This is a genomic window from Niallia sp. Marseille-Q9988 (genome assembly GCF_976954375.1).
The window spans coordinates 155,874-176,038 of the sequence record NZ_CDRJSZ010000012.1; the positions used below are offsets into that span (position 1 = coordinate 155,874).

General features: G+C 35.6%; 17 protein-coding genes and 1 riboswitch. Of the genes, 13 read left to right on the top strand and 4 right to left on the bottom strand.

The annotated features are described in order from the left end of the window. Positions 1-2: 2 nt before the first annotated feature. The 9 genes from ACWNMZ_RS20190 to ACWNMZ_RS20230 all read left to right on the top strand — a co-directional run bounded on the left by ACWNMZ_RS20190 (position 3) and on the right by ACWNMZ_RS20230 (position 12,845). On the top strand, positions 3-2,354 hold the full coding sequence (locus tag ACWNMZ_RS20190) for an endonuclease MutS2 (protein WP_031534793.1): 2,352 nt from the start codon (positions 3-5) through the stop codon (positions 2,352-2,354). Positions 2,355-2,391: 37 nt separating this feature from the next. Next, complete coding sequence (locus tag ACWNMZ_RS20195) at positions 2,392-2,799, top strand: DUF350 domain-containing protein (RefSeq protein WP_031534791.1); 408 nt, start codon at positions 2,392-2,394, stop codon at positions 2,797-2,799. Positions 2,800-2,970: 171 nt separating this feature from the next. Continuing rightward, positions 2,971-4,650, top strand: coding sequence for a long-chain-fatty-acid--CoA ligase (locus tag ACWNMZ_RS20200; protein ID WP_031534790.1), 1,680 nt, complete (start codon positions 2,971-2,973; stop codon positions 4,648-4,650). After that, the gene (locus tag ACWNMZ_RS20205; protein WP_081836536.1) at positions 4,643-5,398 is read left to right on the top strand and encodes an electron transfer flavoprotein subunit beta/FixA family protein; all 756 of its coding nucleotides are present in this window, start codon (positions 4,643-4,645) and stop codon (positions 5,396-5,398) included. Before ACWNMZ_RS20200 ends, ACWNMZ_RS20205 begins: the two co-directional genes overlap by 8 nt. Before the next feature lie 15 nt (positions 5,399-5,413). After that, complete coding sequence (locus ACWNMZ_RS20210) at positions 5,414-6,394, top strand: electron transfer flavoprotein subunit alpha/FixB family protein (protein ID WP_031534786.1); 981 nt, start codon at positions 5,414-5,416, stop codon at positions 6,392-6,394. A gap of 116 nt (positions 6,395-6,510) precedes the next feature. Further along, positions 6,511-6,825, top strand: coding sequence for a thioredoxin (trxA, locus tag ACWNMZ_RS20215; protein ID WP_031534784.1), 315 nt, complete (start codon positions 6,511-6,513; stop codon positions 6,823-6,825). Positions 6,826-7,253: 428 nt separating this feature from the next. Beyond that, the gene (gene uvrC, locus ACWNMZ_RS20220; RefSeq protein WP_031534782.1) at positions 7,254-9,026 is read left to right on the top strand and encodes an excinuclease ABC subunit UvrC; all 1,773 of its coding nucleotides are present in this window, start codon (positions 7,254-7,256) and stop codon (positions 9,024-9,026) included. A gap of 61 nt (positions 9,027-9,087) precedes the next feature. Next, positions 9,088-9,270, top strand: a riboswitch (Lysine riboswitch). A gap of 176 nt (positions 9,271-9,446) precedes the next feature. Then, positions 9,447-10,676 carry an aspartate kinase gene (locus tag ACWNMZ_RS20225; protein WP_031534780.1) on the top strand — a complete coding sequence of 410 codons (1,230 nt, stop codon included), beginning with the start codon at positions 9,447-9,449 and terminating at the stop codon, positions 10,674-10,676. A 156-nt stretch (positions 10,677-10,832) separates the two neighbouring features. Next, positions 10,833-12,845, top strand: a complete 2,013-nt coding sequence (locus ACWNMZ_RS20230; RefSeq protein ID WP_048717219.1) for a methyl-accepting chemotaxis protein — start codon at positions 10,833-10,835, stop codon at positions 12,843-12,845. A gap of 60 nt (positions 12,846-12,905) precedes the next feature. Here ACWNMZ_RS20230 and ACWNMZ_RS20235 read toward each other — a convergent pair whose 3' ends face one another. Further along, positions 12,906-13,370 (bottom strand): YslB family protein, encoded by a 465-nt coding sequence (locus ACWNMZ_RS20235; RefSeq protein ID WP_031534776.1) that lies wholly within the window; start codon positions 13,368-13,370, stop codon positions 12,906-12,908. A gap of 668 nt (positions 13,371-14,038) precedes the next feature. Here ACWNMZ_RS20235 and ACWNMZ_RS20240 point away from each other — a divergent pair. The 3 genes from ACWNMZ_RS20240 to sdhB are packed head-to-tail and all read left to right on the top strand — an operon-like array spanning position 14,039 to position 17,217. Further along, entirely contained in the window at positions 14,039-14,647 is a 609-nt protein-coding gene (locus ACWNMZ_RS20240) for a succinate dehydrogenase cytochrome b558 subunit (RefSeq protein ID WP_031534774.1), read from the top strand. Positions 14,648-14,693: 46 nt separating this feature from the next. Then, a complete protein-coding gene (sdhA, locus tag ACWNMZ_RS20245; protein ID WP_251629474.1) occupies positions 14,694-16,457 on the top strand; it encodes a succinate dehydrogenase flavoprotein subunit in 1,764 nt (587 codons plus the stop codon). Position 16,458: 1 nt separating this feature from the next. Then, the gene (sdhB, locus tag ACWNMZ_RS20250; RefSeq protein WP_031534770.1) at positions 16,459-17,217 is read left to right on the top strand and encodes a succinate dehydrogenase iron-sulfur subunit; all 759 of its coding nucleotides are present in this window, start codon (positions 16,459-16,461) and stop codon (positions 17,215-17,217) included. A gap of 352 nt (positions 17,218-17,569) precedes the next feature. Here the strand turns inward: sdhB and ACWNMZ_RS20255 are convergent, their stop codons facing one another. Together ACWNMZ_RS20255 and ACWNMZ_RS20260 are read right to left on the bottom strand one after the other, a co-directional pair. Then, the gene (locus tag ACWNMZ_RS20255) at positions 17,570-18,709 is read right to left on the bottom strand and encodes a hypothetical protein (RefSeq protein ID WP_449598862.1); all 1,140 of its coding nucleotides are present in this window, start codon (positions 18,707-18,709) and stop codon (positions 17,570-17,572) included. 74 nt (positions 18,710-18,783) lie between these two features. Next, positions 18,784-19,035 (bottom strand): hypothetical protein, encoded by a 252-nt coding sequence (locus ACWNMZ_RS20260; RefSeq protein WP_449598863.1) that lies wholly within the window; start codon positions 19,033-19,035, stop codon positions 18,784-18,786. Positions 19,036-19,366: 331 nt separating this feature from the next. Here ACWNMZ_RS20260 and gerE point away from each other — a divergent pair, with 331 nt between their 5' ends. Then, positions 19,367-19,591, top strand: a complete 225-nt coding sequence (gene gerE / locus ACWNMZ_RS20265; protein WP_016201768.1) for a spore germination transcription factor GerE — start codon at positions 19,367-19,369, stop codon at positions 19,589-19,591. Positions 19,592-19,826: 235 nt separating this feature from the next. Here gerE and ACWNMZ_RS20270 read toward each other — a convergent pair. Continuing rightward, a partial coding sequence (locus tag ACWNMZ_RS20270) for a hypothetical protein (protein ID WP_449598864.1) occupies positions 19,827-20,165 on the bottom strand: 339 nt, incomplete at its 5' end.

Consider the following 20,165-nt stretch of genomic DNA (forward strand, 5'->3'; position numbering starts at 1 on the left):
CCATGCAGGAAAGAGTATTAAAAACGTTAGAATTTGATAAAATAAAAGCGCAATTAATGGAGCATGTTTCTTCCTCTTTAGGCAGAAATAAAGTAGAAGAACTAATTCCATCAACGGATTACAATGAGGTAGTAAGATGGCAAGAAGAAACAGATGAAGCGGCTAAAGTATACCGAATGCGGGGAACAATTCCTCTTGATGGGATTTATGATATCGGTGCCCATGTGAAAAGGTCTTCTATCGGTGGAATGCTGAGTCCTATCGAATTAAATCATGTTGCAAGTACTGTTCATACTAGTAGACAAATGAAACGTTTCATTGAAGAATTTCATGAAGAAGAAGCTGTGCCTATTCTTTTTACCTTAACAGATAGTATCACGGTATTAGCCGAATTAGAAGAAGAAATAAAGATGGCGATTGATGAACAGGGTTCGGTTCTAGACAGTGCAAGTGATACACTCAGAACGTTGAGAAATCAATTGCGTAGAAACGAAGCAAAGGTACGGGAGAAGCTAGAAAGTATGATTCGTTCCTCAAATGCCCAAAAGATGCTTTCAGACAGTATTATTACAATAAGAAATGATCGCTATGTTATTCCAGTTAAACAAGAATATAGAGGGAATTATGGTGGAATTGTTCATGATCAAAGTGCTTCAGGGCAAACTTTGTTTATTGAACCACAGTCTGTAGTTACCTTAAATAATGAGTTGCAAGGAATTCGAGTCAAGGAACAGCAAGAGATAGACCGTATTTTGACCCAATTGACGGCACTTGTTGCGCAAAATGAAGAGGAATTATTGCATATTGTTACGGTATTAGCTGACATTGATTTTATGTTTGCAAAAGCCAAATACGCTCACCGCTTAAAAGCATCGAAACCAAAAATCAACGATGAGGGAAAAATTGTACTTCTTAAGGCTAAGCATCCACTTATACCACCAGAAGTTGTTGTAGCAAATGACATTGTCCTTGGAGATACGTATAAATCGATTGTGATAACAGGGCCAAATACAGGTGGTAAAACGGTAACCTTAAAAACGGTAGGACTATGTACGTTAATGGCGCAGGCAGGACTCCAAATTCCAGTTTTAGATGGTTCTGAAATGGGTGTATTTAAATCCGTTTATGCAGATATTGGAGATGAACAATCTATTGAACAATCATTGAGTACTTTCTCCTCCCATATGGTAAATATCGTAGGCATACTTGAAAAGGTGGACCATGAGAGCCTTGTTTTATTCGACGAGTTAGGAGCAGGAACAGATCCGCAAGAAGGGGCAGCACTTGCTATCTCTATTCTTGATGAAGTAAATAAAAGAGGTGCAAGGGTTATCGCAACAACTCACTATCCAGAGCTAAAGGCATACGGATATAACAGAGAAAGTGTTGTGAATGCGAGTGTAGAATTTGATATTGAAACACTAAGCCCAACCTATCGATTACTAATCGGCGTACCAGGTAGAAGTAATGCCTTTGAGATTAGTAAACGACTAGGTTTAAAAGAAGATGTTATTGAAACGGCTCGTTCACATGTTAGTGAAGACAGTAATAAAATTGAGAATATGATTGCTTCTTTAGAAGAAAGCCGTAGACAGGCTGAACGGGAGCATGAAGATGCTAAAGATTTATTAAAGCAAGCAGAAATGCTTCATCGTGATTTACAGAAACAGGTAATGGAATATTACGAAAAGAAAGAAACACTGCAGGAAAAAGCGAAAAAAGAAGCAAAGGAAATTATGGAAGAAGCAAAGAAAGAAGCAGAAGCTGTAATTGGTGATTTAAGAAAAATGCAGCTTGAAAAACGTGCTGAAATTAAGGAGCATGAATTAATTGATGCTAGAAAACGTTTAGAGGATGCAACGCCACAAATAGAAATAAAAAAACAACAAGCAGCAGCCAATACAAACCATGTTTATCAGCCAGGAGATGAAGTAAAGGTCCTTACCTTTAATCAAAAGGGACAATTACTAGAAAAGGTTTCAGATAAGGAATGGCAAGTTCAAATTGGCATTATGAAAATGAAAGTGAAAGAAAAGGATCTTGAATTCATAAAAGCACCAAAGGTAGTGGAAACAAAACCGCTTGCTACAATAAAAGGAAGAGATTATCATGTGAGCTTGGAATTAGATTTGCGTGGCGAAAGATTCGAGAATGCTTTAGCAAGAGTAGAAAAATATATTGATGATAGTCTCCTTGCTGGCTATCCTCGTGTCTCGATTATTCATGGAAAAGGAACAGGTGCACTTCGCTCAGGTGTTCAAGAGTATTTAAAAAATCATAGAGCGGTGAAGAGAATTCGTTTTGGGGAAGCAGGAGAAGGTGGAAGCGGCGTAACTGTAGTGGAATTTAAATAATCCCTTCTTTTAAAGAAAATGGTAGAGGAGAAACCTTATGGATCAATTTTGGGAAAATGAATATGTAAAAACGGCAGGAGATTATAGTGTTGTTATTTTAAGCCTAGTTGTATTTTTGGCTATTTTTGAACTCGTCACAAAATATAATAATTGGGATGAAATCAAAAATGGCAATATTGCTGTTGCTATGGCTACAGGCGGCAAAATATTCGGTATTGCAAATGTATTTAGACATTCGATTATGCATAATGACTCTTTATTGACAATGATAGTATGGGGTGTGTATGGATTTATACTATTACTAATCGGCTATTTCATTTTTGAATTTTTAACACCAAAATTTAAGATTGATGAAGAAATAAAAAATGATAATCGAGCTGTAGGGTTTATTTCCATGATTATATCCATCGGTTTATCTTTCGTTATAGGAGCAGGCATTTCTTAATAATGACCAAATTAAAGGGGCTTTCACTTAGTGATGGTCCCTTTTACTTGGTTCCAGCAATATAAGCCTATTTTTTCTATTCGATTAAAAGTAGGCTTATACATAATCCAATTAAAGTATTCTTCCATATTATAAGCTAGTACAATAATAGAATTAAATGGAGGAATTGTGTTGGAAACTGAGAAAAGATGGTTAAAACTTTACCCCGACCAAATAGCCAAAAATGTCTACTATCGGGCAGATACTCTCCCACAATTATTAGAAAATGCCGCAAAAGAGTATGCAAAGCATAAAGCCATTCATTTTATGGGAAAAGAAATGACTTTTAAAACACTATACAAAAAAACATTAAAATTAGCAGCATATCTACAAAATTTAGGGATAGAAAAAGGGGATAGGGTTGCTGTAATGCTTCCAAATATTCCTCAAACAGTTATTAGCTTTTATGCGATTTTGCAGGCGGGAGCTATTGTAGTTCCGGTAAATCCTTTGTATCAAGAAAGAGAAATAGAATTTATATTGAAAGATTCAGGTGCGAAAGCAGTTATTACATTAGATATGCTTTATAACAGAGTGGAGAAAGTGAAGGAGCAAACAGATTTAGAACATATCATTGTAACTTCTATTAAAGATTACCTTCCATTTCCAAAAAATATTGTCTATCCTTTCGTGCAAGCAAAAAAGCAGGGAAAGCCTCCAATTATTCCATCATCAAAATCCACTCATCTTTTTACCCAAACAATAAAGAAGAACTATAAGCTTAAAGAAGTATCGATTAGTTTTGAAAAAGATATAGCAATCCTGCAATATACAGGAGGTACGACAGGATTTCCTAAAGGAGTTATTCTAACCCACCAAAATTTAGTTTCAAATACCTCTATGTGTAGACAATGGCTATATAAGATGGAAAAAGGCAAGGAAATCATGCTTGCAGTAATGCCATTATTCCATGTGTATGGTCTTATGACAGTCCTTGTTTTATCTGTGATGGAAGTGTATAAGATGATTCTTGTTCCAAGATTTGACGCAACAGATCTATTAAAAACAATCCAAAAACAAAAAGCGACTATCTTTCCAGGCGCACCTACTATTTATATTGGATTAATGAATCATCCAGATATTAAGAAATACGATCTTTCTTCCATTAAAGGAGCGATAAGTGGATCTGCTCCATTACCAGTCGAGGTTATCGAAAAATTTGAGCAAAAGACAGGTGGAAAGATTGTAGAGGGATATGGATTAACAGAAACATCTCCCGTTACCCATGTGAATTTCCTTTGGGACAATGAAATAGTGAAAGGAAGCATTGGTGTGCCATGGCCTGGAACAGATGCTGCAATTTTTTCCATAGAAACAGGAGAAATGTTACCAGTAGGTGAAGTTGGAGAACTTGGTATTAAGGGACCACAAGTAATGAAAGGCTATTGGAATAATGAAGAAGAAACCGAGAAAGTTTTAAAAGATGGCTGGTTATTAACAGGTGATATCGCATATATGGATGAAAAAGGTTATTTTTATATCGTCGATCGAAAAAAGGATATTATCATTGCCAGTGGATTTAATATTTATCCACGTGAAATTGAAGAAGTCTTGTATGAACATCCAGCTATTATGGAAGCATCAGTTGTTGGTGTAAAAGATCCTTATAGAGGAGAAACGGTTAAAGCATTTGTCGTTTTACAAGAAGGCATGACCGTGACGGAAGAAGAATTGAATAAATATATGCGCAGCAAGCTGGCGTCGTTTAAAGTTCCTCGCATCTATGAATTTAGGAAAGAACTTCCAAAAACGGCAATTGGTAAAATATTGAGAAGACAATTAAAGGAAGAAAGTGAAGAAATAAATGAGTAATAAAGCATTGCATCTAGTTGTCTTATTATCGAGGACCATTTCACCTGAAGCATCTTTAGTGCTTGATTCTGGACAAGTTTTTGTGGAAGACGATAACTTCATCATCAACCCGCCAGATGCAATTAGTTTAGAAGAAGCATTGCAATTTAAAGAGAAATATAATACCGAAATTACAGTGTTAATGATAAGCGGAAAAGAAGGGGAGAAACAACTAAGAGCTGCTTTAGCTATGGGAGCAGATCGGGCTGTTTTAATAGAATGTCACCCATCAGAAGATGAAGCGCCATCCATAGCTAAAAAAATCGCTGAATATTTGCGAGAGATTGACTTTGACATCATCTTAGCAGGAGATTTTTCTACAGATGGAGCAACTAGTCAAGTAGGACCTCGAGTTGCTGCCTTATTAGATATTCCCTTTTTTACCAAAACAGTCAAAATCGAAAAAGAGGAAGAAAGCGCCATATTAAAACGAAACACGGATGGGGACATAGAAACATTTTGTGTTGCTTTTCCTTTCTTAGTCACCATTCCACAAGGATTACATGTTCCACGTCTGCCCTCACTTGCTGGAATTATGAAGGCAAAAAAGAAACCCTTAGTGTATAAGCAGTCAGAAGAAATGGCATTAAAAGAAAAATCGAAACAGTACGCATACCCTAAAATGAAACGAAAGCAGACAATCTTTCAAGGAGAAACACAAGAAAAGGTAATGGCGTTAGCAAAATTGTTAAAGTCATTACATGAATAAGTGGAGGAATTAATAATGAAAGATAAAATTATTATTTTGGGCGAATATCAACAAGATAAAATTTCCTCCATCACCCTTGAGTGTATTTCAGCTGCAAAGCAACTACAAGGGGAGGCGGAGATTATCCTTTTATTAATGGGAGAAGATAGAAAAAAAGATGCTTGCGAATTGCAACAATATGATGTTGATCAAATTGTTTTAGTGGAGCATCCTTTGCTTTCTAGATTCTCAAATGAACCTTATGCTAAAGCACTTTTATCCGTATGGGACCAACTTAATCCTGCTATCCTTCTGTGGGGACACACAGATATAGGCAAAGCCATTTCTCCCTATTTAAGTGAAAAATTAGATATTCCTTTGTATTCGAATGTAGAGAGCGTTGAATATAATGAAAAAAGGTTATTCTTAACTCGACCTGTTTACTCTGGAAAATTAATAGAGAAAATAGAAGTAAATACGCCCACTTTTTTTCTAACAATTAAGCCGAAAAAGTGGAAAGCTTCACAGAAGAAGTTAGAAAGGAATTGTACGATTCGTTCCTTAAAAGTAAAAATTGATAAATCTATTCCGACTTTAATTGGACTAGAACAAAAAAAGCAGCAGACGCTTAATTTGGAGGATGCAAAGATTATTGTTGGTGCGGGTAGGGGAATTCAGAATGAAGAAGGGTTTGCTCTGATTAATCAATTAGCAAAAACTATTGGTGGAACGGTTGGTGTATCAAGAGGAGCTGTAGAATTAGGTGTATGTGATGCATCAATGCAACTTGGTCAAACAGGTAAAACTGTAGCTCCTGATCTTTATATTGCTTGCGGTATTTCCGGAGCCATCCAACATTTAGTGGGTGTTACATCAGCCAAAACAATCATAGCCATTAACAAAGATCCTCATGCGCCTATTTTTGAAGTAGCCGATTATGCAATTGTAGGAGACCTCTTTGAAATAATCCCTGCCTTAATGAAAGAATGGGACAATCCAACAATCGAAATATCTTGAATGTATTATCAAGTTATAGGGGAAAATGATATTTGAAACATATTATTAGTATCATTCTTGAAAGCATGGTATACTTTCGATATTGTTAGATTATCAAATAAGGAGGCAAATAATAAATGGCAATTACACATGCAACAGATCAAACTTTCCAAGAAGAAACAGGTTCAGGTGTAGTACTAGTAGATTTCTGGGCTCCATGGTGTGGACCTTGTAAAATGATTGCTCCTGTTCTAGAAGAACTAGATGGAGAAATCGGAGACAGTGTAAAAATCGTAAAAGTAGATGTAGATGAAAACCAAGGGTCAGCATCTAAATTTGGCGTAATGAGTATTCCAACATTACTAGTTCTTAAAGATGGTGAAGTTGTAGATAAAGTAGTAGGTTTCCAACCTAAAGAAGCTCTTTCAGAATTATTATCTAAACATGTTTAATAAAGAATTTAATCTTCTTTGAAGAGGAAATAACTGTAGACACACTCAGAAAATGAGGAAGTGTTTACAGTTTTTTTATTGGTGGAACGAAGGATGTATGTAGATATGTTTCTGTAAATGGTGGGTTCTGGGGAGGGATAAAGACCACGAGTAAGAGGAAAAGCAAGAAAAGAGGCGTTCATAGAAGGAATGAAAACCACAAATAATAGGAAAAACAAATAAGTGGCATTCATCGAGGAAATATCTCAACCAATAATTAATTTATTAAAAAGGCAAAACCCATCCAATCCGAATCCAAAAATAAAACCGTTCTCATAAAATATTTCCATCCTATACTTTTTCCTTGATGATTCGATGAAATTCTCTATAATTAGAGAAGATAGTATATATGTTCGTTTGTTTAGGTTTGCATGCTGGGAGGGAAAACATTGAACGATATCATTAAAAATAAATTAATGATCTTACCTGATCAGCCTGGTTGTTATTTAATGAAGGACCGACAAGGCACGATTATTTATGTTGGAAAAGCAAAAGTGCTGAAAAATCGGGTTCGTTCCTATTTTACAGGCTCTCACGATGGAAAGACATTAAGACTAGTCAATGAAATAGAAGATTTTGAATATATCATAACCTCTTCCAATATCGAAGCGCTTATTTTAGAAATAAATCTGATTAAAAAGCATGATCCAAAATACAATATTATGTTGAAGGATGATAAAAGCTATCCGTTTATCAAATTAACGGCAGAAAAACATCCAAGACTCATTACAACGCGAAATGTAAAGAAGGATAAAGGAAAGTATTTCGGTCCATATCCGAATGTACAAGCGGCTAATGAGACGAAGAAGCTTCTTGATCGAATCTATCCTTTACGGAAGTGTAATGTATTACCAGATAGAGTATGTTTATATTACCATTTGGGGCAATGTCTGGCTCCATGTGTGAATGAGGTTAGTGAGCAGGAATATAAGAAAATGACGGATGATATTACAAAATTCCTAAATGGTGGGTACAAAGAAATAAAAAAAGACTTGTCCGAAAAAATGATGGCAGCATCAGGAGAATTAGATTTTGAACGCGCGAAGGAATATCGCGATCAAATTGCCCATATTGAAGCAACAATGGAAAAGCAGAAAATGATGATGACGGATTTAGTGGACAGAGATATTTTTGGCTATTCCTATGACAAAGGTTGGATGTGTGTTCAAGTATTTTTTGTTCGGCAAGGGAAACTAATTGAACGAGATGTTAGTATGTTCCCTATTTATCAAGAGCCGGAAGAGGAAATGTTGACTTATCTAGGACAATTTTATGATAAAGCCAATCATTTTAAGCCAAAGGAAATTTATCTTCCAGACGATATACAAGGGGATATTGTTGAACAGTTATTAAAGGTAAAAGTAACAAAGCCACAAAGGGGACAAAAAAAGGAACTTGTTTTATTGGCAAATAAAAATGCGAAAAATGCCTTAAAAGAAAAGTTTGCCTTAATCGAAAGAGACGAAGAGCGGACAATAAAAGCGGTTGAAAACCTAGGGAAGCAAATCGGTATATATACTCCGCTCCGAATTGAAGCTTTTGATAATAGTAATATTCAAGGGACAAATCCTGTGTCTGCAATGATTGTATTTATCGATGGAAAACCGTCGAAACGAGAATACCGCAAATATAAAATTAAGACAGTAACAGGTCCAGATGACTACGAATCGATGCGTGAAGTAGTTCGTAGAAGGTATCAACGAGTTTTAAAAGAAGGATTGCCACTGCCAGACTTACTTTTAATTGATGGAGGCAAGGGACACTTAGAGGCAGTTAGAGAGGTTCTGCTAGACGAATTGAGCTTAGATATTCCAGTTGCGGGATTAGTGAAAGACGACAAGCACCGTACCTCACAGCTGCTATATGGAAATCCCTTAGAGATTATTCCACTGGAGCGAAATAGTCAGGAATTCTATTTATTGCAGAGAATCCAAGATGAAGTTCACCGTTTTGCGATTACGTTTCATCGTCAATTAAGAGGGAAAAATGCTTTTCAATCTATATTAGACGATATTCCTGGCATTGGGGAGAAACGTAGAAAATTATTGTTAAAGACTTTTGGTTCAGTCAAGAAAATGAAAGAAGCCTCGATGGAAGAGTTCTTAGAAATTGGAATACCAACAAATGTGGCGGAACAGCTACTTGCTAAATTACAAGAATAGAAAATAATGTTTGTTGGAATGAAAACATTATGCTATAATGATGGCAACTTATAACTTAATAAGTGAAGGTAGAGGTGCGAACTTCAATAGTAATAATTCGGAGAAGAATGAGCTTCAGAGAAGAATTATGAAAGGGATAGATCGCCGAAGTAAAGAAAGCTCTCATGGCTTTTTTTACTGGTTTTGCATTGAATAAATGTAAGATTGTCAAAACAAGGAACTGTTTTGGAGAGCTATCTCACTGTTTGTGCGAATTAATACTATTATTGGCCTGCACAGCAATGAGATATTTCTCATTGCTTTTTTTAATCCGTTTTTTCTGGAATTTAAAATTATTGGAAAAGAAAAGGAAATACATAAATAAAAAGCAATGAGAAAGAAAAAGAAACCTCTAAGATTACAAGAAGGTAGGGAATGACTTTGGGTTTAGTTGTACAAAAGTTCGGTGGAACATCAGTAGGTAGTGCTGAAAGAATACTACATGTAGCAGAAAGAGTAATGGAGGAAAAAAATCGAGGCAATGATGTAGTTGTTGTTGTTTCTGCAATGGGGAAAACAACAGATTCCCTTGTGACGCTAGCAAATGAAATAAATCCAAAGCCGTCCAAACGGGAAATGGATGTATTACTATCAACTGGAGAGCAGATTACAATTAGCCTTCTTAGCATGGCGTTACAGGCAAAAGGCGTTGACGCTATTTCTTATACTGGTTGGCAAGCAGGAATAGAAACAGAGGACGTTCATGGCAATGCTAGAATCTTAAACATGCAAACAGAAAAAGTTCAAAAGCAAATTCAAGATGGTAAAGTGGTTATTGTCGCAGGATTTCAAGGAGTTACAGAAGCTGGTGATATTACCACACTTGGTCGCGGTGGTTCTGATACAACAGCAGTTGCTATTGCAGCAGCGCTAAAAGCGGATAAATGTGACATTTATACAGACGTAACCGGTGTTTTCACAACAGATCCTCGGTTTGTTAAAAATGCTAGAAAGCTATTAGCTATTTCCTACGATGAAATGTTAGAATTAGCGAATTTAGGGGCAGGGGTTCTGCATCCAAGAGCGGTAGAATATGCAAAAAACTATCAGGTTCCATTAGTGGTCCGCTCCAGTATGGAACAAGAAGAAGGAACAATCATCGAGGAGGAAGTTTCAATGGAACAAAATTTAGTCGTACGTGGAGTTGCGTTTGAAGATAATATTACGAGTGTTACGGTATTTGGATTAAAAAATCCGTTAACAAGTCTTTCTACTATTTTCACAACACTTGCATCTCATCATATAAATGTAGATATTATTATCCAAAGTCTTACTAATGATCAGCTGACAAACCTATCATTTTCCATTAAAGATAGTGATTTAGAAGAAACCTTAAAAGTATTAGAAGAAAATAAGAGTGTACTAGGATATGATAAAGTTACTTCTGAACAAGGCTTAGCCAAGGTATCTATTGTTGGTTCTGGAATGATTTCCAATCCAGGTGTTGCAGCAGATATGTTTAAAGTATTATCAGCTGAAGAAATTGTTATTAAAATGGTGAGCACATCAGAAATTAAAGTTTCCACTGTTATCGAAAAAGAGAATATGGTTAAAGCAGTAGAAACATTGCATGATGCGTTTGAATTAAGTAAAATTCCAGTGAATGCATAAAAACAAAAAGCCGCTTCTTTCCAAAAGCTTGGATTAGGGAGCGGCTTTTTAGTTTGATTTTCAAAAATGGAAAATAGAAAATTTTGTTATGAAAACGCTTAATATATATGGTAAGATATAAAAAGAGGAATATTTTACTATAAAGGAGGTTCTGCTATGAAGAAAATGAGTTGGAATAGGGTAAAAAGAACTAAGGAGAAGAGCAAAACAAGATTTAAAATGAAGTTGAAAACCAAAATGATTATTTCTTTTGCACTAATATTAATTATTCCAAGTTTAATTATTAGCACGTTTTCATATATAAAAGCGAGAAATGAAATGGAAAATCAATTTTTAAATACTTCGTCTGAAAACGTAAAAATAGTCGACAATATTATTAGGAATACATTAGGCACCAGTATCTATCAAACGGTGATTTATTCGGAAAAAGTTAATTTTGATGAATCAGAAGAAAGTTATTCGACGGTAAAGACAGAATTTGATAAATACATGGAAATGAATCCAGAAATTGAGAGCGTTTTCTTTGGTTCTAAAGAAGGAACACTCATCCAATCTCCGAATAGTATTCAAGGAAAAGGCTATGATCCAAGGAAAGATGCATGGTACACAAACGGGATGGAGAAAGAGGGGGTTGTTTACGTTTCTAGTCCCTATACTTCGATTGCTACAGGCAGTTTAGTTGTGGCTGTTTCTAAACAGACGGAGGATAAAAAAGGTGTAGTAGGAATGGAAGTTAGCTTAGAGCGAATAAAAAGCTTGGTTTCAGATGTAAAAATAGGTGATAAAGGCTATATCATCATTTTAAATCAAGATAAAAAATATATTGTACATCCAAAGGAAGAAGCCGGTACAGCTGCTGAACAGACAGTGTTTAATCAAATGTTCGACAAAAATGAGGGAAGCATCGATCTAGCCGATGGAGAAAATAACTATATTCTGCAATATATAACGAATGAAACAGTAGGCTGGAAAATCACTGGTGTTGTAGATAAGTCAGAAATTAATGATATGACTTTTCCTATTTTGTATCAAACTGTTCTAGTAATTGTAGTGTCGTTATTAGTAAGCGGATTCTTTGTATTCTTGCTCATTAATTCCTTTATTAGACCATTAAATAACTTGAAGGAAACAGCAATAAAAATGAGTGAGGGGAACTTAACAGAGAAAGTAGACATTTATAGAGAGGATGAAATAGGCCAAGTAGCTCACGCGTTTAAAAATATGGCAAAAAATCTACATAGTATCATTAAAGATGTAAACGAAAAATCGGAACATATTGCCGCTTCGTCTGAGCAATTGCTTGCAAGCTCTGATCAAACAGCATCTGCATCTGAATATGTAGCTGGAGCATTGGAGGAAGTTTCAAGTAAGGCCGAAATACAGAAGGATAATTTAATGGAAAATTCTAATGCATTAAAGGAAATAGAGAATCATGTTAATAAAGTTGCCGAAAATGCAAAAATTGTTTCCACATTGACAAATGAGACAGTCATTCAGGCACAAGAAGGAGAGAATACGGTAAACAATACGCTGAGCCAGATGAATGAAATATATCATTCCGTTGAAGCATCGAATCAGCAAATTCATTCCTTACAAGAACACTCGCAAAGAATAGAATCTATTGTAGAGACTATTAGTGGAATAGCTAACCAAACAAATTTGCTTGCCTTAAATGCAGCAATAGAAGCTGCAAGAGCAGGTGAGCATGGAAAAGGATTTGCCGTAGTTGCGACAGAAGTTGGAAAACTTGCCAAGCAGTCAGAACAATCTGCGCAAGAAATTGCCGATATTATTACTAACATCTTGACGAATACAAAAACAACTGTTGACGGGATGGAAACAGTTACAAAAAGTGTTCAAAAGGGAATACTGGCATCCGAGCAAACTTTTGAAGCCTTTAGTGGCATTATTCATCGTGTAAAAAACATTTCACCACAGATGACGGAAGTTGCTAATCTGTCTAATCAAATAGCAGAGCAGGTACAAATGGTAAGTATATCAGCAAATGAATTATTAACCATTTCAAGCGAGAATGCAGCTTATTCTGAGGAAATGGCAAGCTCAACCGAAGAACAATTAGCTGCAATGCAAGAAATAAAAGCAGCAGCCAGCTCATTATCAGATGTAGCAGTCGAACTCCAAGAAAAAATAAATGCATTCATCATTTAAAAAACTCCATATGACGTAAGGAACTGATAGAAAATTCCTACGTCATATGGAGTCACCTCATTATTCCACTACTGAATCTTTACTATCCCATCGAACAGTAATGGTAACTTTATGATTTTTTCTTTTTGGGTCTTCAAAGGCTTCAGTAATAACATTTTTTGTCTGCTCATATTGCTGAGCTAAATATCCTGCTTCTAGTTGAAATGTGCATTTCCCTTTTTCCTTTAATCTTTTTTCAATGAGTTCGCTGGATAAATGATAGGTAATTTCATTTTTGGTTTGTTTCACGACTTCTAAATTACCCCATCCGACTTTTTGAAAAAAAGCATAAGCTTCTTCTATTGCCTGTAAAGGAAATAAGCGAGCAATACGTTTACCTGCCCAATATAAAAGATCAGGGGTTTCACGGCCTAATAATTCTGGGATAAGTATTTCTCGAATTAATTCATATCCATATGCGGGAACAGTAAGCGGATCAGCAGCTTCCACCTGTTTTTTTTCTTCTACGGATGTTAAATTACTCAATATGCTCTCCTCTTTCTACCATTCTATTATATTCACTTACTTAGAAGAAGTAATCTCCTTAAAAAGTCATCATATTAAGTCATGAAGGATTATTCCATACAATAATTAATGATGTAAAAAAGTATGGATTCCAATAAAATAGAATAAAATATATTGTCTAAATAGTATACTGTATAAACGAAAAAAAATCATAAGAAAAGAGAATGATTTTTTAATTTAGCAATGCCAAACACTCTTGAAAGCTCATTTAGTAGGTTATAACTTTTTCATAAAAGTTGCGAACAACAGGGAATCAAATTCCTGTAAGAAAGGAGGAAAGGGGAGAAAAAGCAGGCAAAACAAGAAGTTGCAGTCCCCAAACCAATATCAAAATATTAGGTTGCCTTAATCAAAATTTGTATTAAAAATATTTTCTAAATGGCTTTGTTGTTGATTCTATTATTTGATTTGCATATTAAATTTATGCGAATAATAGAAAGGAGGAAATTTTTACTTTTTTTCACATATAGATAGAAAAAAAGCGAAAGAAAATTTATTTAATGTATCCGTTTTCTTGACCGCATTTTTTTTTAAGAGTACAATTAAATTGTCACTAAATTGTAAGAATTTTTGGTTATGTTATCGCTTTATGGGCAAAGGGAGTATGTCATCAATTAGGGGGGAATTTTATGGCAGCAAATCGAGAGTTTTTATTCAGAAGGCTTCACTCTTTATTAGGGGTAATTCCCGTAGGGGTATTTTTAATCCAACATTTAGTTGTCAATCATTTTGCAACTAACGGTCCAGAATCTTTTAATAAGGCAGCTGGATTTATGGAGCATTTGCCTTTTCGGTATTTTCTTGAAATTTTTGTAATATTTTTACCAATATTGTATCATGCAATTTATGGAATCTATATTGCGTTTACAGCCAAAAATAATACAAAAAATTATGGATACTTTCGAAATTGGATGTTCTATATCCAAAGGGTGACAGGGATTATCACATTAATATTTATCGTTTGGCATGTATGGGAAACAAGAGTGGCTGCACAATTAGGGCAAGAAGTAAATTATGAGATGATGAGTGAAAATTTAGCTAATCCATGGATGTTAGTATTCTATTTAGTAGGAGTTATCTCAACAATTTTCCACTTCTCTAATGGATTATGGTCCTTCTGTGTTAGTTGGGGTATTACGGTTTCTCCTAAATCGCAACGAATTAATACATATGTAACACTAGGAATTTTTGTTGCATTAACAATTGTAGGTGTACGAGCAATTTTTGCATTTGTTTAATAATAGTAGATTAATAGAGCAATAGATGAGGGAGTGAACGTTTGTTATGAAGAAAGGGAAAGTTATCATCGTTGGCGGTGGCTTGGCAGGATTAATGGCAGCAATCAAAGTAGCAGAAACAGGGACTCCTTTAGAACTGTTTTCCCTTGTGCCTGTAAAAAGATCACATTCCGTTTGTGCTCAAGGTGGAATAAATGGAGCGGTAAATACGAAGGGGGAAGGAGATTCTCCTTGGGAACATTTTGACGATACAGTGTACGGTGGGGACTTCTTAGCAAACCAACCGCCAGTTAAAGCAATGGCTGAAGCTGCGCCAGGAATTATCCATTTGATGGATAGAATGGGTGTTATGTTTAACCGGACACCAGAAGGATTACTTGACTTCCGTCGTTTTGGAGGAACTCAATATCATCGAACAGCCTTTGCCGGAGCAACAACTGGACAACAGTTACTTTATGCATTAGATGAACAAGTAAGACGTTATGAAGTCGATGGGCTTGTGGTAAAGTATGAAGGTTGGGAATTCCTTGGAATTATCACAGATGATGAAGGGGTATGCAGAGGAATTAAAGCCCAAGATTTAAAGACAATGGAGATTAAATCCTTCCCTGCAGATGCTGTTATTATGGCAACAGGAGGTCCTGGAATTATTTTCGGAAAATCTACGAACTCCATTATCAATACTGGTTCAGCAGCATCTGTTGTTTATCAGCAAGGAGCTTATTATGCAAATGGTGAATTTATCCAAATTCATCCAACTGCAATTCCAGGTGATGATAAACTCCGTTTAATGAGTGAATCAGCTCGTGGGGAAGGCGGCCGTATCTGGACGTATAAAGATGGGAAACCATGGTATTTCTTAGAAGAGAAGTATCCAGCTTATGGAAACCTTGTGCCAAGGGATATCGCAACCCGCGAAATTTTCCATGTTTGTGTCGATCAAAAGCTCGGCATCAATGGGGAAAACATGGTGTATTTAGATCTATCTCATAAAAATCCAAAAGAGCTTGATATTAAGCTAGGCGGCATTATCGAGATTTACGAAAAATTCACTGGCGAAGATCCACGTAAGCTTCCGATGAAAATTTTCCCTGCAGTTCATTACTCCATGGGTGGATTATGGGTGGATTATGATCAAATGACGAATATCCCAGGCCTATTTGCTGCAGGAGAATGTGATTATTCTCAGCATGGAGCCAACCGTTTGGGAGCAAATAGCTTACTTTCGGCAATTTATGGCGGCATGGTAGTAGGTCCAAATGCGGTTAAATATATCAGTGGATTAAGCAAAAGCGCAGAAGATTTATCATCTGCTCTATATGATTCAGCTATGAAACAAGAAGAATCCAAATGGCAGGATATCATGAAAATGGATGGAACAGAAAATGCCTATGTTCTTCATAAGGAATTAGGAGAATGGATGACTGACAATGTGACAGTTGTTCGTTACAACGATAAGTTGCTTGCAACAGATGATAAGATTCAAGAGCTATTAGAGCGTTATAAAAATGTTAATATTAATGACACGGCAAAATGGTCGAATCAAGGAGGCGTATTTACTCGTCAATTAGAGAATATGCTTCAGCTAGCACGTGTGATTACCCTTGGTGCATACAACCGAAATGAGAGCCGTGGAGCACATTATAAGCCGGAATTCCCGGAAAGAAATGATGAAGATTTCTTAAAAACAACAATGGCTAAATTTGTTGGTGGAAACAAGGCGCCAGATTTCCATTATCAAGAAGTGGATACCTCCTTAATCAAACCGAGAAAAAGAGATTATTCAAAGCAAAAAGAGGGAGTGAAATAAAATGGGGGAGCAAAAAACAGTAACGTTACAAATTGAAAGACAAGATGACCCTAATTCACCATCTTATGTAGAAGAATTTACTTTGCCGTATCGTCCTAATATGAATATAATTTCTGCATTAATGGAGATTCGCAGAAATCCTGTCACAAGCGACGGGAAAAAAACATCTCCAGTAGCTTGGGATATGAACTGTTTAGAAGAAGTTTGCGGAGCTTGTTCAATGGTTATTAATGGAAAACCACGCCAATCCTGTACGGCGCTAATTGATCAATTGGAACAGCCGGTTCGTTTAGAACCAATGAGAACATTCCCAGTCGTCCGTGATCTTCAAGTGGATCGCAGCCGAATGTTTGATAGCTTGAAGAAAGTAAAAGCATGGATCCCGATTGATGGTACGTATGATCTTGGACCAGGCCCAAGAATGCCAGAAAAAAAACGACAATGGGCATATGAGTTATCGAAATGTATGACTTGCGGAGTTTGCTTAGAGGCATGTCCAAACGTAAATAGCAAATCAGATTTCATTGGACCAGCGCCACTTTCTCAAGTTCGTCTTTTCAATTCTCATCCAACTGGAGAAATGAATAAAGAAGAGAGATTGCAAGAAATTATGGGAGATGGTGGACTAGCTAATTGTGGTAACTCACAAAACTGTGTGCAGTCCTGTCCAAAAGGAATTCCATTGACTACATCGATTGCAGCATTAAACCGTGAAGCAACTTTTCAAGCGTTTAAGGATTTCTTTGGTAGTGATCATTAATCAAAGAGGCTGGGACAAAAGTATTTCAACCAACAACAAACACGAACTTTAATGTAATTAGATTGCATTATAGTTCGTGTTTGTTTTTTAGAAAAAGGTTTAAAAACGAAGTGGAATGGAGCGGAGGACGCTCGACTCCTGCGGGAAATAGAGGAAAGGCTGAGACCCCGCAGCGCAGCGAGGAGGCTTAGCTTCCTCCCCGGCGCATCGAGCGTCTGTAGCGCAATGGAACGACTTAGTTTTTACACTTAACTAGATTTAAAAACATAGATAAAGTAGCTTTATTTAAGAGTTAAATTAAAGATTGTTCGTCTTTAAAGATTAGTTATTTAGTTTTGTCCCAGCCTCTTCTTTACGTTTGATACTTTGTCATATATTGATAATAAGCATTGGCAAATTCCTTTGCTATATATTGTTCTTCTAAAGATAGCGTAGGTAATTTGTTTTCCAAATAAGAGCAGATACTTTCCATTTGTTGAATACTTTCCAAAAAAATTGTCCGATCTCCGTCGTTTTCTATATCTGATATTTTTTGCTCATAATCATAGTGATAGAACGTATCATACACTTCGCTATTGCATGAGGATAAAGCTATTTTTCTTTGCAGGCAAGAAAGACATATTCCACACGGAAGAATAGCTCCATTTCTACTCATTCGTACACAGCTTATCGTGTTCTTAATTTGGATTTTATACTCTTTAGGCAAATCAAGCATGAGAGACTGAACAGATTTCAAAAGTATAGGAGTTTGAATTTGCAAATGAAGATCCAAACCAGCATAAATATCATTTAAATGTTTAAATGTATTCGGATGCATTGATTTTTTCCATATATTAAAACCATTTGAAGGATCTGGATTCATTTTACTCAGTTGGAAAACATATACATACTTCCCACCGTTGAAAAATGTTTTTACAGCAGCAATCGAAACGAGTAGACAGAGGCTAACTGATGATTGTTGCTTTCTAATTTTCTTGGAAATCGCTGAATTTAAGGTAATAATCTCAGTAGAATCTGTTCCTTTACTCCTCAGGAAGGAGGCTAGTTTCCCTTGCTTTGATTTTCCATTTTCCTTATTTACTAGTCTAATATAATCGGAGGCAGTAGAAGACTTTGCATTTTGCGCAACACCAATGATGGAATCTAAATCATCTAAAAACAAGGTTACATCATGCTGATTAGGCAGTAAAAACGAAGGTGAAAGAAGATCAGTATCGATTGGTTGGAATTGAAGATGAACAGGTTCATCCAATATCCAAGCTATTAGTTTTTCTAGTAGTGGTCTGTTTTCTTCCCAAAGGATTGCATGGAATACTGGAATAATTAATTTATTATCCTTCTTTGCTTTTTTTGATTGGTGTTCAAAATAAAATAAGGCTCCCATTATGGTAACGAAGTCAATACAACTAGTACCTTCTCCTTCATAATCAAAATATGTATCCTGAAGTAGCTCCTGATGTAATTTAGTCAAGAATTCAATGTTTAAATCCATTATTATCACCAAAACTTAGAGATTTGGAAGTGCAATTTTCTTTCCATTATACCATTAATTTTTTAGGAAGTTTATTATGACTCCTTTTCCTCGGAATGTTTGGCCATAATGCTGGAGATTGCATCTCCATTAAGCTTATTGAAAGAATGCTGATAAACCCTTTTATTTTCAGATTTATACATATAAGTATAAGCAACATCTTTTTCATCATGGAAAATGACAATCGCATGAAATCCAAACATGGCGTAGTGAACCTCGATTTTTTTTATAGCCTTTTGCTTGTAATGTCTTATATTGTAAAGATGATTTTCAACAGCTCTTTTCACTTGTTCCTTATTATTGGAAAAACTGTTTGTAGCCTAGATGGAAGCACTTAGAATAAAAATGACTATAACGGAAATTACGACCTGATATGCTTTTTTCATTCATTGCCTCCTTGGTTTAAATACGGAAATATATACTAATTATACAATGGAATTCTTTTCTAAATACATAATAAAAAGAGGGAATGGAAAAGAAAAAATTAAAAAGGCAAAAACCTTTCCCAATTTCCATAAATCCAGTCACTCCAAGTTGTCATTTTACATAATATATTCAGACTATAACTATACCCATCCCAAAGTTCATAGCTGGCAAAGGCAAGGAGGGTTACACTACTTGAAGGAGAATGAATTTACTCACAAGCCATTATTAACCAAAAGAGAAAGAGAAGTATTTGAACTGCTAGTCCAAGACAAAACGACTAAGGAAATCGCCAGTGATTTATTCATAAGCGAAAAAACAGTTCGAAATCATATTTCTAATGCTATGCAGAAGCTGGGCGTGAAGGGGCGTTCACAGGCTGTTGTAGAACTCCTTAGAATGGGAGAACTAGAGCTTTAATGTAGAAAGGTGACTCGCTAAATAGACAAAACCAAACGTAATCTTTCCTTTAAAATTAAAAGAAAAGATTGGGGATGTCTTATTTGGGTCACCTTTCGAATTAGTATAAGAATGATTCAATGATTTAGTAAATATCTTAAAAAGAAAAGTAAGTCTAAATTCAAACAATGCATAATCAAACATCTGCACCTCTTGGTAAGATACTAAATGTATCATCTAGGAAGTGCTTTTTTATCTATTTTTCTTTATTTAACATTCCGTTTTCTTGTAAAATTTCCACTAGCTCGGAATAAGGGACAGTTGAAGCATAGATGGCTTGATTTAGTGGCATGAACATTTCTTTGTTATCTATACTGTATACTAGTTTTGGTCTAATAACGGCATTACCTTTAGTTTGGTTAATATTTAGATTTATAGTAAATCTGTTCTCTTTCATTTTGTATAAAACATCCTGTGAAATTCCAGTTACTATATTTATTCTAGGATTATTTATTTCTATAGCTTTAATAAGGATACTTGAGTCGCTTATATTATGAAGGTTAGTTGAATATTCAAAATTATTGTTATAATTATC

What these genes read in the sequence shown, in the direction of transcription:
- trxA (WP_031534784.1), top strand. Translation starts at nt 6,511, where the DNA reads ATGGCAATTACACATGCAACAGATCAAACTTTCCAAGAAGAAACAGGT.
- ACWNMZ_RS20255 (WP_449598862.1), bottom strand. Translation starts at nt 18,709, where the DNA reads ATGGATTTAAACATTGAATTCTTGACTAAATTACATCAGGAGCTACTT.
- ACWNMZ_RS20210 (WP_031534786.1), top strand. Translation starts at nt 5,414, where the DNA reads ATGAAAGATAAAATTATTATTTTGGGCGAATATCAACAAGATAAAATT.
- ACWNMZ_RS20195 (WP_031534791.1), top strand. Translation starts at nt 2,392, where the DNA reads ATGGATCAATTTTGGGAAAATGAATATGTAAAAACGGCAGGAGATTAT.
- ACWNMZ_RS20190 (WP_031534793.1), top strand. Translation starts at nt 3, where the DNA reads ATGCAGGAAAGAGTATTAAAAACGTTAGAATTTGATAAAATAAAAGCG.
- sdhB (WP_031534770.1), top strand. Translation starts at nt 16,459, where the DNA reads ATGGGGGAGCAAAAAACAGTAACGTTACAAATTGAAAGACAAGATGAC.
- ACWNMZ_RS20205 (WP_081836536.1), top strand. Translation starts at nt 4,643, where the DNA reads ATGAGTAATAAAGCATTGCATCTAGTTGTCTTATTATCGAGGACCATT.
- sdhA (WP_251629474.1), top strand. Translation starts at nt 14,694, where the DNA reads ATGAAGAAAGGGAAAGTTATCATCGTTGGCGGTGGCTTGGCAGGATTA.
- ACWNMZ_RS20230 (WP_048717219.1), top strand. Translation starts at nt 10,833, where the DNA reads ATGAAGAAAATGAGTTGGAATAGGGTAAAAAGAACTAAGGAGAAGAGC.
- ACWNMZ_RS20240 (WP_031534774.1), top strand. Translation starts at nt 14,039, where the DNA reads ATGGCAGCAAATCGAGAGTTTTTATTCAGAAGGCTTCACTCTTTATTA.